We start from the raw sequence: 16,797 nt of genomic DNA, 5'->3' as shown, positions 1-16,797 counted from the left end.
GTGGGAGGCGATATGCGGGTATTGGTCGTCGACGATTCGGCCCTGATGCGCAAGCATCTGGCCGGCATCCTGCGCAGCGAAGCCGATATCGAGGTCGAAGTGGCCCGTAATGGCAGCGAAGCGGTCAGGCTGGTGGAGGAATACCAGCCCGACGTGGTGACACTCGATATCAATATGCCGGAGATGGACGGGCTGTCGGCGCTGTCGCTGATCATGGTGCAGCGGCCGACTCCGGTGGTGATGGTGTCCTCGCTGACCAGCCGGGGCGCCACCGCCACCCTCGAAGCCCTGGCCCTGGGGGCGGTCGATTTCATCGCCAAGCCCGAAGGCACCATCTCGCTCAGTATCGATGGCGTGCGCGAGCAGATCCTCAGCAAGGTCAGGCAGGCCGCCAAGGCCCGGCTGGCGGTCGCGGCCGGCCGCCCCGGCACCGTCGAGCGGCGCCGGCCCCCCGCTGAGGCGGTCCCGGTTGCCGCGCCGCCCGTCAGCGCCGAGATGCCGCTGGTGGTCATCGGGGTGTCCACCGGCGGCCCGCGTACCCTCGAAACCATCCTGCCGGCGCTGCCGGCCAATTTTCCGGCGGCAGTACTGATTGCCCAGCACATGCCGGCCAATTTCACCGCGGCACTGGCGCAGCGGCTCGATCAGAGCTGCCAGCTGCCGGTCCGCGAAGTCAGTGGTCCGACCCCGCTGCGCCCCGGCGAAGTCTGGTTCGGCCGTGGCGGCGCCGACCTGACGCTGAGCCGCCGCGCCGGCCGCCTGCTGGTGAGCCCGGTCCCCGAAGACAGACAGTTCTGCTGGCACCCCTCGGTCAGCCGACTGATGGCCTCAGCCAATCAGTTGCTGCCGCCCGAGCAGCTGATCGGCGTGATGCTGACCGGCATGGGCAACGACGGGGCCGAGGAAATGACCGTGCTCCATCGCAACGGCGGTCGCACGATCGCCGAATCCGAAGCCAGCTCGGTGGTATTCGGCATGCCGGCCGATCTGATCCGCCGTGGCGGGGCCAGCGCGGTCCATCCGGCCGAGCAGGTGGCCGAGCAGTTGCTGCACTGGCTGATGCATTAAAACCTGGAGGAAGACATGGGACTTGCCCGATTCGCCGCCGTCAGCAGCGGCGCTCCCATCGAACAGAGCCGCAGCGAACTGCTGCGGGCGCTCAACGACCATGACGCCGCCACCCGGCGCCACGCCGCCCGCGACCTGCGCCGCCACCCCGACAGCACCCACGCGATCGGTCTGCGGCTGCGCTGCGAGGAAGAGGCGGCAGTGCGTGAAGCGCTGTTCAACAGTCTGGTCGCCATCGGCAACGCGGCGGCGGTCGAAGAGCTGATTCCGCTGCTGGGCGAGGAAGACGACGCCAATCTGCGCAACGGTGCCATCGACGCGCTCAAGCAACTGCCGCTGGCCATCGCCCCGCATATGCAGCGGCTGCTGTCCGACCCCGACCCGGACCGGCGCATCTTCGCGGTCAATATCTGCGAGTCGCTGCGCCTGCGCGAAGTCGAATCCTGGCTGCTGGTGGTGATCGAACACGACCAGCACGTCAATGTCTGCGCCACGGCAGTCGATCTGCTGGGCGAGCTGGGCGGCGAGGCGGCGGTCGTGCCGCTGCGCCGGGTGGCCCGCCGTTTCAGCGGCGACCCGTTTATGAAGTTCGCCGTCGATACCGCCCTGCGGCGCATCGGCGCCACCCTCGACCGGAGTCAGTCATGATGGCCGCGACCGATCTGCGCAAGACCGTGCAACCCCAGATCAGCCTCGAAGACTTTCTCAAGTTCCGCGAGTATTTCTACCGCCGCACCGGCATCTTCTTTGAAGACAGCAAGCGCTACTTTGTCGACAAGCGGCTGCTCGAACGGATGCAGCGCAGCGGCGCCGACTGTTTCCGCGACTACTTCATGCAGTTGCGGATCGATCTGAGCGGCGAGGAAATGCAGCAGCTCGTCAATCTGATGACGGTCAACGAGACCTACTTCCTGCGCGAGGAATACCAGTTCCGCTGCATGGTGCGCTCGATCCTGCCCGATATCATCAGCCGGCGACAGCCGGGCGAGCGTATCCGTATCTGGTCGATGCCCAGCTCCACCGGCGAAGAGCCCTATTCGATCGCCATCTATCTGCTCGAATACTGGCCCGATATCGAACATTACGAAGTCGAGCTCGTCGCCTCCGACATCGATACCGCCGTGCTGCGCCAGGCGCGTCAGGGCGTGTTCTCGCGCCGCTCGCTGCAATATCTGCCCATCGATCTGCTGGCCCGCTATTTCACCCCATGCGGCAACGACTACCGGCTCAACGCCGAGCTGCGCGAATCGGTCCAGTTCACCCGGGTCAATCTGCACGAACCGGCCGATACCCGCGACTACCGCGATTTCGACCTGATCTTCTGCCGCAATCTGTTGATCTATTTCGACGATCTGTCACGCCGCCAGGCAGCCGAGACCTTTTTCGATGCGCTCAACCCGGGCGGCTATATCTGCCTCGGCCACTCCGAGTCGATGAGCCGGATTTCCTCGCTGTTCCAGGTCAGGAAATTTCCCGAGGCCATCGTCTACCAGAAACCGATCGAAGGATGACTGCCATGCACCGTGTACTGATCGTCGACGATGCCTCGACCGTAAGGCTCTATTACCGCGAAGTGCTCACCAGTCCCGACCTGCTGCTAGACGAGGCCGTCAACGGACTCGAAGCGCTGGAAAAGGCGCTGTCGATGCCCTACGACCTCTATCTGGTGGACGTCAACATGCCGACCATGGACGGCTACCGCTTCCTGGCCGAACTGCGCGGCCATACCGAGATGAAGCAGGCGCCGGCCATCATGATCAGCACCGAGTCGGCTACCCATGATGCCCAGGCCGCCTATCGGGCCGGCGCCAATCTCTATCTGGTCAAGCCGGTCCGGCCCGAAGAGCTGACCCTCAATACCCGGCTGCTGTTGGGAGCGCCGCTGTGAATCCGGTACTGCGCCAGTTTCTGACCGAATCGGCCGAAGGGCTGGAACGCATGACGGCGCTGCTGCTGGCGCTCGAGCGTGATCCGGCCGACCCGGCCGGGCTCGATGAGCTGTTCCGGGTGATCCATACCTTCAAAGGCAACAGCGGGCTGTTCGACTTTGCCGCGCTGACCCGGCTGGTCCATGCCGGCGAGGACCTGCTCGACGCCGTGCGCGCCGGCCAGCGCCAGCTCGACTGCGAGCTGGTGGAAGGGCTGCTTGAGATGGTCGATCTGCTCGACAGCATGCTCGACACCATCGAGCAGCACGACCAGCCGGCCGAAGAACAGGACCGCGCCGCCCGTGCCCTGGCCGCCCAGCTGCGTGGCGACAGCGTGGCGGCCGTCGCGGCCCGCCCGGATGAGTCGTCCGACCACGCTGCCGCACTGACCGCCCTGCTGGGCGAGCTGGCCCCGCCGGTCCAGGCCGCCGTCAGCGCCCAGCTCGGCCCGGCCGATCCCGCCCGGGTGCTGGTGCGCTACCGGCCCGAACCCGACTGTTTCTATAAGGGCGAAGACCCGCTGTTGCTGCTGCGCGAGCTGCCGGGCCGCCTATGGCAGCGCATCGACCAGCATGAGCCATGGCCCGCCCTGGCCGAACTCGATGTCTACCGCTGCAATCTCGACTGCCTGGCCGTGTCGGATGCGCCACTCGATCAGGTCCAGACGCATTTTCGCTGCGTGGCGGAACAGGTACAGATCGCCCCCGTCCCCAGCCCCAGCCTGGCGACCCTGCCATCAGACTCGCTGCGCACCCTGCTTGGCATCGTCAGCGCCCAACGTGATGCGCTGGCCCATTCGAGCGGTCCAGGTCATCTGCAGGCAGTCGCCGGCGCCTTGCAGGCCGTGGCACGTCAGCTCGGGGTCGAGGTCGCCGAGTTCGATGGCAGCGGCCCCGCGCCGCTTCAGCAGTTGGCCGATACCTTGCTGGCACAGCTTGAGCGGACCGAGCACAGCGAGGCAGCCGCGCCGGTGATGCGCAGCCGTACTGAATCAAACGGCGAGACCGGCGTGCGCGGCGGCCTGCTGCGGGTCGAGCAGACCAAGGTGGACAAGCTGATGGAGCTGGTCGGCGAGCTGGCCGTGGCCCGCAACGCCCTGCCCTATCTTCTGCAAAAGGCCGAGAGCGGAGTCAGCGGCAAGGAGCTGGCGCGCGAGATCAAATTGCAGCACGCCACCCTCAACCGGATCACCGAAGACCTGCAAGACGCCGTGATGCAGATCCGCATGCTGCCGATCGGCACGGTGCTGCAACGCTTTCCGCGCCTGGTGCGCGATCTCGCAGGCAAGCTCGACAAGGAAGTCCGGCTCGAACTGGTCGGCGAGGATACCGAAGCCGACAAGACCATTGTCGAAGCGCTGGCCGATCCGCTGATCCACCTGGTGCGCAACAGCCTCGACCATGGTTTCGAGACGCCCGACGAGCGCCGTGCCGCCGGCAAGCCCAGCGAGGGCCGACTGCGTATCTCGGCCTCTCAGCAGGCCGAAGGCGTGGTGATCGAAGTGGCCGACGACGGCCGCGGCATGGACCCCGAGCGGATCAAGGCCAAGGCGATCCGCCAGGGCCTGCTCGATCCCGAACAGGCGGCGGCGCTCACCGTGCAGCAGGCGACCGAGCTGGTGTTCCTGCCAGGCTTTTCCACCACCGAAACGGTATCGGACCTATCCGGTCGCGGCGTCGGCATGGATGTGGTCAAAAGCGCGGTCGAGCGGCTGCGCGGCCGGGTCGAAATCCATAGTGCCCAGGGCGAGGGCACCCGGCTGCGGCTCGCCGTGCCGCTGTCGGTGGCGGTCAGCCATGTGATGTTGATCCGCAGCAGCGGCCAGCCGTTCGGTATTCCGATGGATTGCGTGGTCGAAACGGTCCGCCTGCCGCAGGCGCAGATTCGCGGCTTTAAGGGCGAACGGGCGGCGGTGCTGCGCGACCGGCTGGTGCCCTTGCATGCACTGAGCGATCTGCTTGAACTGCCCGAGCCGCCACAAGCCAATGAAGACGGTGAACTGGCCGTACTGCTGGTGCGCTTGGGCGGCGAGACGGTCGGCCTGATCGTGGACAGCTTCGATGCCGCCGCCGATCTGATCCTGAAGCCGTTCGAAGGAGTGCTGGCGGGGCTGACCGTCTATGCCGGCACGGCCTTGATGGGTGACGGCTCGGTACTGATGGTCCTCAACCCCAAGGAGTTGTTCTGATGCCTATCGACGCCGACGGCCCGCGCGCCGTCCTGCATGGCCACTGCCGGATCGAGGAAGCCGAAACCCTGCTCGACTGGGCGCTGCGCCATCCAGAGGGCGAGGCGGACCTGAGCCAATGTCGCCATTTACACAGCGCGGTATTGCAGACGCTGCTGGCCATCCGGCCGAGGCGGATCGTGCCACCGCAGGAACCCTGGTTGGCCGCGCTGTTGGCCGGTCATTCCCCCCTGATTGAGGAGACTCCCCCATGCAATCCATCCTGCTGATCGATGACTCGTCCACCATGCTGCTGTCGGTCAGGCAGACGCTGGAAATGTCGGGCTATCAGGTCGATACCGCCCTTGACGGCCAACTGGCCATGGGCAAGCTCAAAAGTGGCTACAAGCCCGATCTGATCATCACCGACATCAATATGCCCAATATGGACGGCATCAGCTTTATCCGTTCGGCCAGGGCGCTGCCGGGTTTCCGCTTTCTGCCGATCCTGGCGCTCACCACCGAGTCGCAGACCAGCAAACGCGACGAGGCCAAGCGTGAAGGCGCCTCGGGTTGGCTGGTCAAGCCGATTGCCGGTCCCGATCTACTCAAGGTGATCCGGCAGGTTCTGCCTGCCTGAGCCGCCGGCTCGCCTTGCACTCCAAAGGAAATGACCATGAGCTTCGCACCGCAACTCTCGCTCTGGCTCGCGCCTATCGGTGGCTTTGCCTCGGTAATGCTGGGTGGCGTCAGTCAACACAGCTCGCCGCTGCCAATGGTGGCGACCCTGTCTGGCGCCAGCCTGTTGCTGCTGGCCTGTCTGTGGCTGGCCGACCGGCGCCGCTGCTCGCTGTCCCGCATCGCTGGGCTGGAACGCGAGCGCGACGAGGCGCTGCAACAGGCCGCCTGTCTGCGCGCCGACCTGCAACGGCTCGGCGACCGCTGCCGGCTGGCCGGCGCCCATGTCGAAGAAGTCTGCCAGCAGACCGAAACCGCCGCGCTGTCGATCGGCGAGCAGATGAGCCGGCTGAGCCAGGCCACGTCGGCCCTGCGTCAGGTGGTCAACAAGGGGCAGGATGATGTGTCGGCGATGCGGCGCGACGATCAGCAGGTCCGGCAGGCCACCCACAGCACCATCAGCCTGATCCAGGACTATGCCGACCGGCGCAAGAAACAGATCGTGGCCGATCAGGCCATCGCGGCCGATGTGGCAGGCGAAGTGAACCGGTTGAATCAGGTGGTGACGGAAATCAGCGAAGTCGCCAAGCAGATCAATCTGATCGCCCTCAACGCCGCCATCGAAGCCGCCCGCGCCGGTGACGCCGGGCGCGGTTTCTCGGTGGTGGCCGATGAAGTGCGTAAGCTCGCCAACCAGACCGCCGGCCTGGCCCGCACCGTCAGCGAACAGATCGGCCGGGTCGGCACGGCGCTGACCGGTGAGCTGATTCCACGCTTTCGGGCGCTTGACGATGGGGAGGAGATGAGCCACTTCCAGCAGGCACGCCAGCAGATGGACAGCCTCCATGAAGGACTGGCCCAGGCGACCCATCTGGCCGAGCTGGCCGCCAACGAAGTGGCCGAGCAGCACGGACTGATCCAGGGCCGGATGATGGATACCCTCGATGCCCTGCAATTCCAGGACATCGTGCGGCAACAGCTCCATTGCGTCCTGGCAGAAATCGATGAGGTCAGCAGCCGTCTGACTGCACTTGGCCGTGGTACCGCCTGCAACTGCGACAGCGTTCCCGAGGAGGTCGAGTCGGTCAAATCGCGCTATGTGATGCAGCGCCAGTTCGAGACGCATGCCCGCGCCAATGGCGAGACGACCCAGGCTGCCCAGACGCCGGCCATCGAGCTGTTCTGAGCGGCGCGAATTGCCCAGAGCAAGGAAGAAGATGAAAAATAAATTAATCTGCAAAATCTTTGCAAGACATTGATTTGCAGATAATCAGAATATCAAAAATATAACCATGGCAGTTTCTCACGCCGTCCCAAGGTCGGCGCTACCGGACCAGTCAGCCTCTCCAGCACCACCGCCCCGTTTGCCTCCAGGGCGGTGACCTGTCCGGCCCGAGGGATCGATTCGCATCCAACCCAGCGTCCCAATGATCCGACCTCAGACCGTCAGCCTTCCTTGCCTTGAGTGCCAGTGGTAGAGCGGCCCCTGAGATTACGCAGCGTCTCCAGCGTGCGATTGGGTGAGTGGGTGGAGTGGGACGCTGTTTTGCCCGAGAGCCGGATTAGCTAGCGCTCCCCTTTTCCCACCAAGGCATCCCAAGCGGCCATCGCACAGTCGACGGTGCTGAGCATGCAGCGCTGCGAGGCTCCGTCGACCGCCTGGAGCGACAGGCCCTGCAATACGGTCAGCACGAACGAAGCCAGCGCGCAGATATCGGTCTGCGGGTCGAGATCGCCCTCGATCACACCGCGTTGGATGCGTTGCAGTATCCGCTCCTTGTCTTCCTGGCGGCAGCTTCGCAGATATTCCTGCACTGCTTCGCTGCCGGGTGAGCTGTAGGCATTGCTCAGATGGACCAGACAGCCACGCGGCCCGTCGGGGCTGGAAAACAGCATGGCCGCATTGCGTAGCAAGGTCGCAATGGCCTCGCGCGCGGTCGGCTGGCCTTCACCCCATAGCGGCTGCTTTTCGCGGCGGTAGCGTTCCACAGCCTCGCGGAACATCGCTTCCTTCGAACCGAAGGCCGCGTAGACGCTGGGCGCACACAACCCGCCCATCGCTTCCTTGAGCCGTGCCATGGTCGCGCCTTCATAGCCAAAGTTCTGGAATACCTCGAGCGCCCGCTGCAAGGCTTCATCGCGGTCGAAACAAGGCCGTGGCCCTCTCTTGCCCATCTATGCTCCCAATTAATAACGGTCAGTATAAGTTTCTTGACAAACCCTAACAAGGTCTTCAATCTGAAACCTCTAACGGTCGTTATGAATTAAATCCCGCGCTCAGAGCTCCCGAAAGGAAGAACCCATGCCCACGCTATTCGACCCGATCCGTATCGGTGATCTTGATCTGCCCAACCGGGTGTTTATGGCTCCCCTGACCCGTGCCCGGGCCACTGCCGATGGTCGCGTGCCGACCGATCTGATGCGCGAGTATTACGTCCAGCGCGCCTCAGCCGGCCTGATCCTGAGCGAGGCCACCTCGGTGATGCCGCAAGGGGTGGGCTATGAACGCACCCCGGGCATCTGGTCGGCCGAGCAGATTCAAGGCTGGAAAGCGATTACCCGGGCCGTCCATCAGGCTGGCGGCCGAATGTTTCTGCAACTGTGGCATGTCGGGCGGATTTCCGACCCTTCGCTGCTGAACGGCCAGCTACCGGTCGCCCCCAGCGCCATCGCCGCCGAGGGCAACGTCAGCCTGCTGCGGCCGCTGCGGCCGTATGCCACGCCGCGCGCGCTCGAACTCGATGAGATTCCCGCCATCATTGAAGCCTACCGCCAGGCGGCGGAAAACGCCCAGGAGGCCGGTTTTGACGGGGTGGAAATCCATGGCGCCAACGGCTATCTGCTCGACCAGTTTCTGCAAGACGGCAGCAATCAGCGCACCGACGCCTATGGTGGCTCCATCGAAAACCGGGCGCGGCTGATGCTCGAAGTGGTCGATGCCGCCATTTCGGTCTGGGGTGCCGACCGGGTCGGTCTGCATCTGGCGCCACGCAGCGATATTCACTCGATGGGCGACTCGCACCGGATCGCCACCTTCACCTATGTCGCCCATGAAGCGGCCCGGCGCCGGCTGGCCTTTCTGTGCGCCCGCGAAGCCATCAGGGACGATTCGATCGGACCGACGCTGAAACAGGCTTTCGGCGGTGTCTATGTGGCCAATGAACGTTTTACCGGGCTTCAGGCCAATCTGGCGCTGCGCGAAGGCCGGGCCGATGCGGTGGCCTTTGGCGTCAACTTTATCGCCAACCCCGATCTGCCCGAACGGCTGCGGAGCGGGGCCGACCTCAACCCTGCCGATCCGAGCACCTTCTACAGCGAAGGCGCCCGGGGCTATACCGACTATCCGGCTTTGGCGCTGGCCACTTCCTGAGTCGGATAAGCGGCGGGAGGCGATGTGCTTCGTCGCCTCCCGCTGTGACAACACATAATCTTCCAAAACAAATATATCCGGCTATACGTCTTGATGACATATGGCCGAAATATTTCCAATTACACTCCGTCTCCTCAGAGACTCCCGCCCACGGTAAAGCTCGCTCGGCTTTCTCGGCCTTGACGTCCGCTCCCACCACCGTCTGGCTGGCAAGTGGACAACAAATTGGCATCGACTGATCTATTCGCGCCAACGGATCGAATCGACTCCGGAAAGAGCGAGGAATTGGGCCATCTTCTCCAGCTCGTGCCCCAATGCCGCCTCGAAGCGGCCTCGTCCACCCGGAGGCGTCGCCACCAGCCCGATCTCGGCTTCCAACCGCTCGGTCGCACTCAGATTGGCCCAGCCTATCACCTGATCGCCATACAGCAGCGGTAGGGCGTAGTAGCCGAGCTGGCGCTTAGGCGCCGGGGTATAGGCTTCAAAGCGGTAGCGCCAGCCCCACAGTTTCTCGAAGCGACGCCGGTCCCATACCACCGGATCGAACGGCGCCAGCAAGCGCACACCACGCGGTGCCGCATCGGCCGGGGTTTCGTCGTGGGGCCAGAGCCATTCTTCCCCGTCGATCCGCCCCGCGATCAGCCAACCCTGTTCGCCCCAGCGGGCGATGGTTTCGGCGCGGCGGCCGATCTGCTCGCTCAGTTGCGGCACGCCGTAATCGAGCATCCCCAGCAGTTGGCGAAAGCTCGCGGTCGGCAAAGGAGCGTAGAGATCGAGAATCAGCCGGGCCAGCCTGGCAAAGCGCTCGTCGGCATCGAGCCGGTCCGCTGCCGGCTCGGCCAGGGTATAGACGCGGATGCCCTTATCACGCCGCAATACCCGCAACTGGCCGCGATAGTGCAGGCTGTCGAGCAGGCCGGTGGTGGCCTTGGACTGGCCGCCCCAGTAGTTGGCGTAGCGCTGGGCACCCAATTCGGCCTCGAGCGCCTTGGGGTGGGTCGGGCCGTGGCGGCGCACGAAGTCGAGCACGGCCTCGGCCAATCCCTCGGCGTGCCGCTCGGCCCGGGTCTGGCCGTCGAAGCGGCGCGGATGCAGCAGCGCCTGCAATCGGCGCGGCAGAAAGCCGTAGTTGTGCAGCACATCCTCTTCGAGTTCGAGCGCAGGATAACGGCGCTCCAGATCGCCCTCGCGGTAGCCGCGCACCCGCTGGCGCAGGATCAGATCCTGGGCACGGGCCGGCGCCCGGATCGGGTCGGCCTGGACAAAACCGAGCCGATCGATGGCCTGGGCAAGCGGCAAGGGCGCAAACAGGCTACGGGCGACCGCCTGACGGCGCAGCGAGACAAGGCTGTCCATCGGCTTAGCCCTGACGGGACCGCACCATGCGCAGCACCCGCTCGAACAGACCGAGGTCCTGTTCGTTCTTCAGCAGGGCACCGGCCATCGGCGGCAGGCTGTCGGTACGGGCCAACTGCTCGGGCGTCACGCCTTCGGCAAGCAGCAGCTTGAGCCAGTCCACCAGTTCCGAAGTCGAGGGTTTCTTCTTGATGCCGGGCAGGTCGCGCACCGCATAGAAGGCTTCGAGCGCCTCCTTGAGCAGTTCACGTTGCAGATGGGGGAAGTGGACATCGACGATGCGAGCCATCGTTTCCTTGTCCGGGAAGCGGATGTAGTGGAAGAAGCAGCGGCGCAGGAAAGCGTCGGGCAACTCCTTCTCGTTATTGCTGGTGATCACGATCACCGGGCGCTGGCGGGCACGGATGGTTTCGCGGGTCTCGTAGACGTGGAATTCCATTCGGTCGAGTTCGCGCAGCAGATCGTTGGGGAATTCAATATCGGCCTTGTCGATCTCGTCGATCAGCAGCACGGCGCGCTGTTCCGATTCAAACGCTTCCCACAGCTTGCCGCGCACGATGTAGTTGGCGATATCGCTGACACGCGGGTCGCCCAGTTGCGAATCGCGCAGACGCGATACGGCATCGTATTCGTACAGACCCTGCTGGGCCTTGGTGGTGGATTTGATATGCCACTGGATCAGCGGCATATCGAGGGCACGGGCGATTTCCTCGGCGAGCAGGGTTTTGCCTGTGCCGGGTTCGCCCTTGATCAGGAGCGGACGCTCCAGGGTGATGGCGGCATTGACCGCCAGCATCAGATCGGGGGTGGCAATATAGTGGTCGGTGCCGGTAAAGCGGGGGCTGACGGACATCCTCGGGTCTCCGAATCAAACCCGCGCATTGTACTGGAAGCCGACCTGGCCTCAGCTAGCAAAGGCGTCTTCGATATCGTCGAGCGTCAGATGCCAGCGATCGAGCATATGGGTATAGATAGCCAGTTCAGCCTCGGAGATGGTCTTGTCGGCCTTGGTCAGGTCAAGTGCCAGGGTGGCGACCAGCAGGCGTTTCTTGGGGTCATCGACCGTGTCGAGCAGATCGTCGATCCGCTGCCGGTCGATCAGATGGATGCTGCCGTCTTCTTCGGCCTCGTCGCTCAGGTCGTTGCAGTAGGCATGCAGCACTTCGATAAAACGCTGACGGCTGATATCGAGCGTTTCGTAGATATGGAGCTTTTCCAGGCTGTCGATTTCGCGCGGGTCCATATTGCCGTCGCCCATCATCAGCATGATCAACAGTCGAGCCATCGCCTCGGGGCTGTTGTTGGCATATTTTTTCATCATGCGTTTTCTCCCTGCGGGGCCACGGCCCCCATTGCGACGATAAATGAAGGCGGCACACTGACGGTCCGGCGTGCCGCATAGTCGAAAAACACCAGCCCGGTCTTGGCGTGCAACACGTCGCGCCCGGTGTCGCGCTGGCGGAAACGGTAATAGAAATCGCAGCCGTATTTATTGAAATCGTCGACCGTCACTTCGGCGATCAGCACATCGCCCCAATGCACCTGGGCCTTGTAGACCAGGACGGCATCGGCCTGGATCAGACCACGGCCTTCGATGTCCAACTCATTGAAACCAAACGAGGCCAGAAAGCGCAACCGGGCCTCATGCACCAGGGTCAGCGCCGAATCGTTGCCAAGATGGCCGCCGTAGTTGATCAGGCCGATGCCGATTTCTATCGGCGTGGAAAAGGCGAACGATTGGGGCAGATCAAGTTTGACGCGGGCCATCTGGGCAATTGTCTAGGTCGGACCCGGCTGAGTTTAAGCGCGCTGCCATGGCTGCGCAATGTTCGGTGCTTTACTAGCATGGAGGGGAAGTTCAGCCCGCCCATGCCTACAAGGAGAAACCCATGTATCAGCGCATTCTGGTTCCGGTCGACGACAGCGATACCTCGCGCCAGGCCCTGCTGGAAACCATGCGCTTTTGCTGCGAACAGCGCGGCAAGACGCGGTTGATCCATGTGATCGATCTGGCCCAGTTCACCTGGGGCGGTGCCGAGTTCGTCGATGTCGGGGAGTTGCAGGGCAGTCTGCGCGACAACGGCCGCAAGGTGCTCGATAGCGCCAGCGAATTGATGCGCAGCCATGGCGTCGATGTCGAGTCGGCCCTGATCGAGATCTGGGGCGGCCAGATCGCCAGCGCCATCAACGAAGATGCCCGCAACTGGCCGGCCGATATCATCGTGATGGGCTCGCACGGCTGGACCGGACTCGAACATCTGTTATTGGGCAGTGTGGCCGAAGGTGTGCTGCGCCATACCCCGGTACCGGTATTGCTGTTCCCGATCCAGCGCAGCTAGTCGCGCCGCCGGGTAGGCCCGGTGTATCCTCGCGCTTTCGCTTCCCCGTGCTTTTCGCACAGCCATCGGCCCTGATCGCCGCGAGTGTTCCATCATGTCCGAAACCAAGCTGTCTGCCGCCATTCCCCTGGCTGTCAACGACCATAGCCGCGATATTGTCGGGATGACCTATGTCTATCCGGTCGTATCGCGCCGCGCCGGTGGGGTATCGGTCGGCATCAATCTCAACCCGAACAATGCCTGCAACTGGCGCTGCATCTATTGCCAGGTACCCGATCTACAGCGCGGCAACGCTCCGCCGCTAGATCTTCAACAACTGGAGCGTGAGCTGGACACGATGCTCGATGCGATCGTGAACGGCAGTTTCATGGAGGAGAAGGTACCGGCAGAAGCACGCCGGCTGAATGATATTGCCCTGTCGGGCAATGGCGAACCGACGTCAAGCCGGCAATTCGCAGAGGTGATCGGCCTGATTGGCCGGATCAAACAGAAATTCGGCCTTGGCGCCGAGGTCAAGCTGGTGCTGATCAGCAACGGCAGCCAGATGTATAGGCCGGAAGTCCAGCAGGCGCTGGAACAGATGCGTGAGTTCAACGGCGAGGTCTGGTTCAAACTCGATCGAGCGCCCGTTGACGATTATTCCTTCGTCAATCAGGTGGCGCTGCGAGATAGCCAGGTAGTGCGGCATGCCGTGGCGGCAGCGACACGTTGTCCGACCTGGATCCAGACCTGCATGTTCGCACTCGATGGCCAATTACCCGACGAGACAGCCATTGCGGCTTATCTCGATCTGTTACGGGAATGCCTGCAAGCCGGCGCGCCTCTACAAGGCGTGCTGCTATATGGGCTGGCCCGGCCATCTACCCAGGCCGAGGCACCACGCCTGAGCGCAGCCCCGCGCGACTGGATGGAGAACCTGGCCCAACGTATCGAAACGATGGGCCTGCCGGTCAAACTGAGCCTGTAAGACGACGATAAACAACGACGGCGATAATCGATCGCCGTCGCAGTATCTTCAGTCTTAGCGCGACATATCGGTCGCGACTTCTTCGCCGCGCTGAGCGGCGGCCTCTTGGCGAGCCTTGACTGCTTTTTGCAGGCTCTTATAGAGGTCAGGGTGGTTTTCCTTGAGGTATTCGATGATTTCGAAGTCCTCGCGGCGCACCCGGCTCAGGTCGATCTGCTCAACGTGTACAAGACGCAGCAGTTCGCGTACCGGCTTGGGCATATTGCGGCCGCTTTCATAACGCGAGCCACCGCTCTGCGTTACACCGATTTTGGTCCAGAATTCCTGCTGGTTCAGACCTAACTTACGCCGAACCTCGCGCGGATTGATGACCTTCTCAAATAATTTCATCGCCGATCCTTTACTTACCTACTAAACCGCCCACGCCCACTTTTACGTCATGGCCGGCACGTTGAGATTTTATGCCAAGCCTTCTCGTCAGAGGTGGGTTTTGTTAAGACTCACGAACATCATGGCAGTTTCTCACTAAAACACCGAACCCTAAGCCGCTGTTTTAGCAGGGGGTAATTTTACCGGTTCGCGTGACTATGCGCTAGTCATTGTGCATTGCATTAGTGGCGCCGCTGTGGCATAAGCCGCAACACCCCTCAAATACTGCACATAAGACCTATAAATGTAGGTCCTGTTTGTAACAATCAGGGATTACCGCAGGCAATTTTTCCTTTTTCCAAAAAATTTCCACTCCTAGCTCACCCCTTTCTGACTGAAGGGGTAGAAAACAACAGACTTTATATGTTTTTGCCAGGGTCCCCCTCCCATCACGCGCTGTGCGCTTCGAGGCTGAAGTCAGTGTCTTGCGCCATAACATCATTTTCACCAGGCTTGCAGCTTCCCGCGCGAACAATGCTCGCGCCTGATAGAATGCGACCGGCGTTTCGATAGTTTCTTTCAATAATTCCGCCATGGCACCGCTCAGATGACTACCCTCGTCGACAAGATCGTGAACGCGATTCGGGACGATATATTCGCCGGCGTTCTCGCCCCTGCCCAACAACTGAAACAAGTAGAACTCGCCAACCACTATGGCGTAAGCCCAATTCCGCTAAGAGAAGCCCTGCAACGTTTGCAGGTCGAAGGGCTGGTGGTCTACTACCCCTACCGTGGAGCGGTAGTCGCCAGCGCTAATAAGAGCGAAGCGACCGATATCGCCACCATCCGCGCCGCGCTGGAAACCCTGGCCTATCGACTGACCGTCCCTGATCTGACCCAGGATCAATTAGACCGGCTAAAAAAGCTGGCACAGGAACTGGAATCGGCCGAAGCCTCGCAGCCGGTCTTCTTCATGCAGCGCATCCTGACCTTCTTCGAGGTCTTATTGGCACAAGCCAACCGGCCGCTACTGCTGGATTCGATCAAGACCAACCTCAAACGGGCCACGCTATATTACGCGGCCATCATCAAACACCCGCGCCGTAGCGAGATCATTGTGCCTTCTCGCCTCGACGTGGTCGCCGCGATGGAGAGACGGGATATAGAGCTGGTCATCAAACTGGCCAACGCCCGCATCGATGGCTTTATGAATTTCTTTGAGCGCAATATCGACGTTGAGTGAGGAGACCCAACAACGAAAAAAGCCGGCGATTGCCGGCTTTTTTCTATCTGGCTCAGGCTTATGACTCGCGCGAGGAGTGCAGCCAGTGGTCGAGCAGATCAAGTGTGTAGTAGAGGCGATCAATCGGGGTCTCAGGCTGTGGGCGGGTCTCTTGCTTGACCTGGTAGGTGTCACGGGCCTTGGCCGATAGATAACGGTCTTCCTCCAGTACGCTACGCGACAGGCGAATGCCATGACGGGCGAACAGTGGTTCAAGCTCGTCGGCACGACGGCGCAGATCGGCGCGGGTGTGCTGATAGGCGTGCTCGCACATATTTTCGCGATCGCTATAGCTGAACACATTGGAGAAGAACAGCTCCTCGTCGCCGTGGTCGGGCTCGAACAGCACCACATCGGCGCCCGCATAGGCATGGGCATAGTGCTGCATTCCGACCCGCATACGCGAATGGATGATCGAGCGGAAGGTCTGCGACAGCACCACCGGCAAGCCGCCACGCATCAAGCGGTCACGGGTATTGGGATGGCCATGTGGAGACAGTCGGGCATCGAACGGCACGATAGGATTGATGCACAGCACCAGGTCGGCGTCCTCGTCGAGGCTGATCGAGGCATGCAGGGTCTTTTTCAGTGCACCGTCAACATAATGGTCGCCGTCGATTTCGACCGGAGGAAACAGTCCCGGCAATGCTGCTGACGCCTGCACCGCCTTGGAGATCGGCACATGACCGTGTTGACGGTCGCCGAATTTCACCGAGCGACCGGTATCGAGGTCAGTGGCGACGATATACAGTTTTTTATCCAGCGCCCGGAAGTCGTTGGTACGGCCCTGGCTGGTAAAGATACGGGTAAGGAAGCGGTCGATTTCCTCGTTGTCGAACAGGCCGGTCGGAATGGCATGCGACAACTGCATAAAGGCCCCGAGCAAACCGACTTCACGCGGGTGGGTGATGAATTCCCACAAGGCGTCGAGCATCAGTTCGGGAATCGACAGAGCACGGCGGAAATATTCGCGGTAAGCCGGGCGCAGGAAGATCTCCGGTTCGAACTGGTACTGACTGGAATTGTTGGCGATAAAGATGTCGTACATCTCCTGCGGGGAGATGCGATTGGCGAGCCCGGCGGCGATAAAGCCGCCGGCGCTCACCCCGACATAGACGTCAAGCTCGGTAAAGTCGATGCCTTCCAGCGCTTCAGCCAGGGCGCACAGCGCACCGACTTCGTAGATGGCACCCAATGGTCCGCCTGCGGCAAGGTTGATGCCGATAGTAGGGCGGGTTTTGCTATGGGTGCGTTGGGGCAAAGACATCGACTA

At 62.3% G+C, this 16,797-nt stretch carries 19 protein-coding genes; 12 read left to right on the top strand and 7 right to left on the bottom strand.

Annotation, left to right across the window (positions count from 1 at the left end; genetic code table 11):
• Positions 1–12 precede the first annotated feature (12 nt).
• The 8 genes from cheB to ACFOW7_RS00790 are packed head-to-tail and all read left to right on the top strand — an operon-like array spanning position 13 to position 7,027.
• Positions 13–1,068, top strand: coding sequence for a chemotaxis-specific protein-glutamate methyltransferase CheB (gene cheB, locus ACFOW7_RS00825; RefSeq protein ID WP_378160006.1), 1,056 nt, complete (start codon positions 13–15; stop codon positions 1,066–1,068).
• A gap of 15 nt (positions 1,069–1,083) precedes the next feature.
• Positions 1,084–1,716, top strand: a complete 633-nt coding sequence (locus ACFOW7_RS00820) for a HEAT repeat domain-containing protein (protein WP_378160003.1) — start codon at positions 1,084–1,086, stop codon at positions 1,714–1,716.
• Positions 1,713–2,579, top strand: a complete 867-nt coding sequence (locus ACFOW7_RS00815; protein ID WP_378160001.1) for a CheR family methyltransferase — start codon at positions 1,713–1,715, stop codon at positions 2,577–2,579. The genes ACFOW7_RS00820 and ACFOW7_RS00815 overlap by 4 nt, the downstream gene beginning before the upstream one ends.
• A gap of 5 nt (positions 2,580–2,584) precedes the next feature.
• The gene (locus ACFOW7_RS00810; protein ID WP_378159999.1) at positions 2,585–2,956 is read left to right on the top strand and encodes a response regulator; all 372 of its coding nucleotides are present in this window, start codon (positions 2,585–2,587) and stop codon (positions 2,954–2,956) included.
• Complete coding sequence (locus ACFOW7_RS00805; RefSeq protein ID WP_378159997.1) at positions 2,953–5,184, top strand: chemotaxis protein CheA; 2,232 nt, start codon at positions 2,953–2,955, stop codon at positions 5,182–5,184. The genes ACFOW7_RS00810 and ACFOW7_RS00805 overlap by 4 nt, the downstream gene beginning before the upstream one ends.
• Positions 5,184–5,453 (top strand): hypothetical protein, encoded by a 270-nt coding sequence (locus ACFOW7_RS00800; RefSeq protein WP_378159995.1) that lies wholly within the window; start codon positions 5,184–5,186, stop codon positions 5,451–5,453. The genes ACFOW7_RS00805 and ACFOW7_RS00800 overlap by 1 nt, the downstream gene beginning before the upstream one ends.
• The gene (locus ACFOW7_RS00795) at positions 5,435–5,803 is read left to right on the top strand and encodes a response regulator (RefSeq protein WP_378159992.1); all 369 of its coding nucleotides are present in this window, start codon (positions 5,435–5,437) and stop codon (positions 5,801–5,803) included. Before ACFOW7_RS00800 ends, ACFOW7_RS00795 begins: the two co-directional genes overlap by 19 nt.
• A gap of 36 nt (positions 5,804–5,839) precedes the next feature.
• On the top strand, positions 5,840–7,027 hold the full coding sequence (locus ACFOW7_RS00790) for a methyl-accepting chemotaxis protein (RefSeq protein WP_378159990.1): 1,188 nt from the start codon (positions 5,840–5,842) through the stop codon (positions 7,025–7,027).
• Between the two features lie 380 nt (positions 7,028–7,407).
• Here the strand turns inward: ACFOW7_RS00790 and ACFOW7_RS00785 are convergent, their stop codons facing one another.
• The gene (locus ACFOW7_RS00785; protein WP_378159988.1) at positions 7,408–8,016 is read right to left on the bottom strand and encodes a TetR/AcrR family transcriptional regulator; all 609 of its coding nucleotides are present in this window, start codon (positions 8,014–8,016) and stop codon (positions 7,408–7,410) included.
• A 127-nt stretch (positions 8,017–8,143) separates the two neighbouring features.
• Between ACFOW7_RS00785 and ACFOW7_RS00780 the strand changes: the two genes are divergently transcribed.
• Positions 8,144–9,211 carry an alkene reductase gene (locus ACFOW7_RS00780; RefSeq protein WP_378159986.1) on the top strand — a complete coding sequence of 356 codons (1,068 nt, stop codon included), beginning with the start codon at positions 8,144–8,146 and terminating at the stop codon, positions 9,209–9,211.
• A gap of 240 nt (positions 9,212–9,451) precedes the next feature.
• On the opposite strand, the gene ACFOW7_RS00775 is transcribed toward ACFOW7_RS00780, so the two are convergent.
• From ACFOW7_RS00775 to ACFOW7_RS00760, 4 genes are read right to left on the bottom strand one after another with little or no spacing between them, the layout of a single operon-like run.
• Positions 9,452–10,567, bottom strand: coding sequence for a DNA glycosylase AlkZ-like family protein (locus tag ACFOW7_RS00775; protein ID WP_378159984.1), 1,116 nt, complete (start codon positions 10,565–10,567; stop codon positions 9,452–9,454).
• Between the two features lie 4 nt (positions 10,568–10,571).
• The gene (locus ACFOW7_RS00770) at positions 10,572–11,420 is read right to left on the bottom strand and encodes an AAA family ATPase (RefSeq protein ID WP_378159982.1); all 849 of its coding nucleotides are present in this window, start codon (positions 11,418–11,420) and stop codon (positions 10,572–10,574) included.
• A 51-nt stretch (positions 11,421–11,471) separates the two neighbouring features.
• Positions 11,472–11,888 carry a hypothetical protein gene (locus ACFOW7_RS00765; RefSeq protein WP_378159980.1) on the bottom strand — a complete coding sequence of 139 codons (417 nt, stop codon included), beginning with the start codon at positions 11,886–11,888 and terminating at the stop codon, positions 11,472–11,474.
• Complete coding sequence (locus tag ACFOW7_RS00760) at positions 11,885–12,334, bottom strand: acyl-CoA thioesterase (RefSeq protein WP_378159978.1); 450 nt, start codon at positions 12,332–12,334, stop codon at positions 11,885–11,887. Before ACFOW7_RS00760 ends, ACFOW7_RS00765 begins: the two co-directional genes overlap by 4 nt.
• A 122-nt stretch (positions 12,335–12,456) precedes the next feature.
• On the opposite strand from ACFOW7_RS00760, the gene ACFOW7_RS00755 reads away from it, so the two are divergent.
• Together ACFOW7_RS00755 and ACFOW7_RS00750 are read left to right on the top strand one after the other, a co-directional pair.
• A complete protein-coding gene (locus ACFOW7_RS00755; RefSeq protein WP_378159976.1) occupies positions 12,457–12,906 on the top strand; it encodes a universal stress protein in 450 nt (149 codons plus the stop codon).
• 94 nt (positions 12,907–13,000) lie between these two features.
• Positions 13,001–13,873, top strand: a complete 873-nt coding sequence (locus ACFOW7_RS00750; protein ID WP_378159974.1) for a radical SAM protein — start codon at positions 13,001–13,003, stop codon at positions 13,871–13,873.
• 54 nt (positions 13,874–13,927) lie between these two features.
• Here ACFOW7_RS00750 and ACFOW7_RS00745 read toward each other — a convergent pair whose 3' ends face one another.
• Positions 13,928–14,263, bottom strand: coding sequence for a helix-turn-helix domain-containing protein (locus tag ACFOW7_RS00745; RefSeq protein WP_378159972.1), 336 nt, complete (start codon positions 14,261–14,263; stop codon positions 13,928–13,930).
• Between the two features lie 586 nt (positions 14,264–14,849).
• On the opposite strand from ACFOW7_RS00745, the gene ACFOW7_RS00740 reads away from it, so the two are divergent.
• The gene (locus ACFOW7_RS00740) at positions 14,850–15,485 is read left to right on the top strand and encodes a GntR family transcriptional regulator (protein WP_378159970.1); all 636 of its coding nucleotides are present in this window, start codon (positions 14,850–14,852) and stop codon (positions 15,483–15,485) included.
• A 58-nt stretch (positions 15,486–15,543) separates the two neighbouring features.
• Here the strand turns inward: ACFOW7_RS00740 and ACFOW7_RS00735 are convergent, their stop codons facing one another.
• Positions 15,544–16,791, bottom strand: coding sequence for a patatin-like phospholipase family protein (locus ACFOW7_RS00735; RefSeq protein WP_378159967.1), 1,248 nt, complete (start codon positions 16,789–16,791; stop codon positions 15,544–15,546).
• Between the last annotated feature and the right edge of the window lie 6 nt (positions 16,792–16,797).

Origin of the sequence: Chitinimonas lacunae (assembly GCF_042650885.1) — a bacterium.
In the GTDB taxonomy this organism is placed as follows: domain Bacteria; phylum Pseudomonadota; class Gammaproteobacteria; order Burkholderiales; family Chitinimonadaceae; genus Chitinimonas_A; species Chitinimonas_A lacunae.
This window is presented reverse-complemented; position numbering and strand designations above follow the sequence as displayed.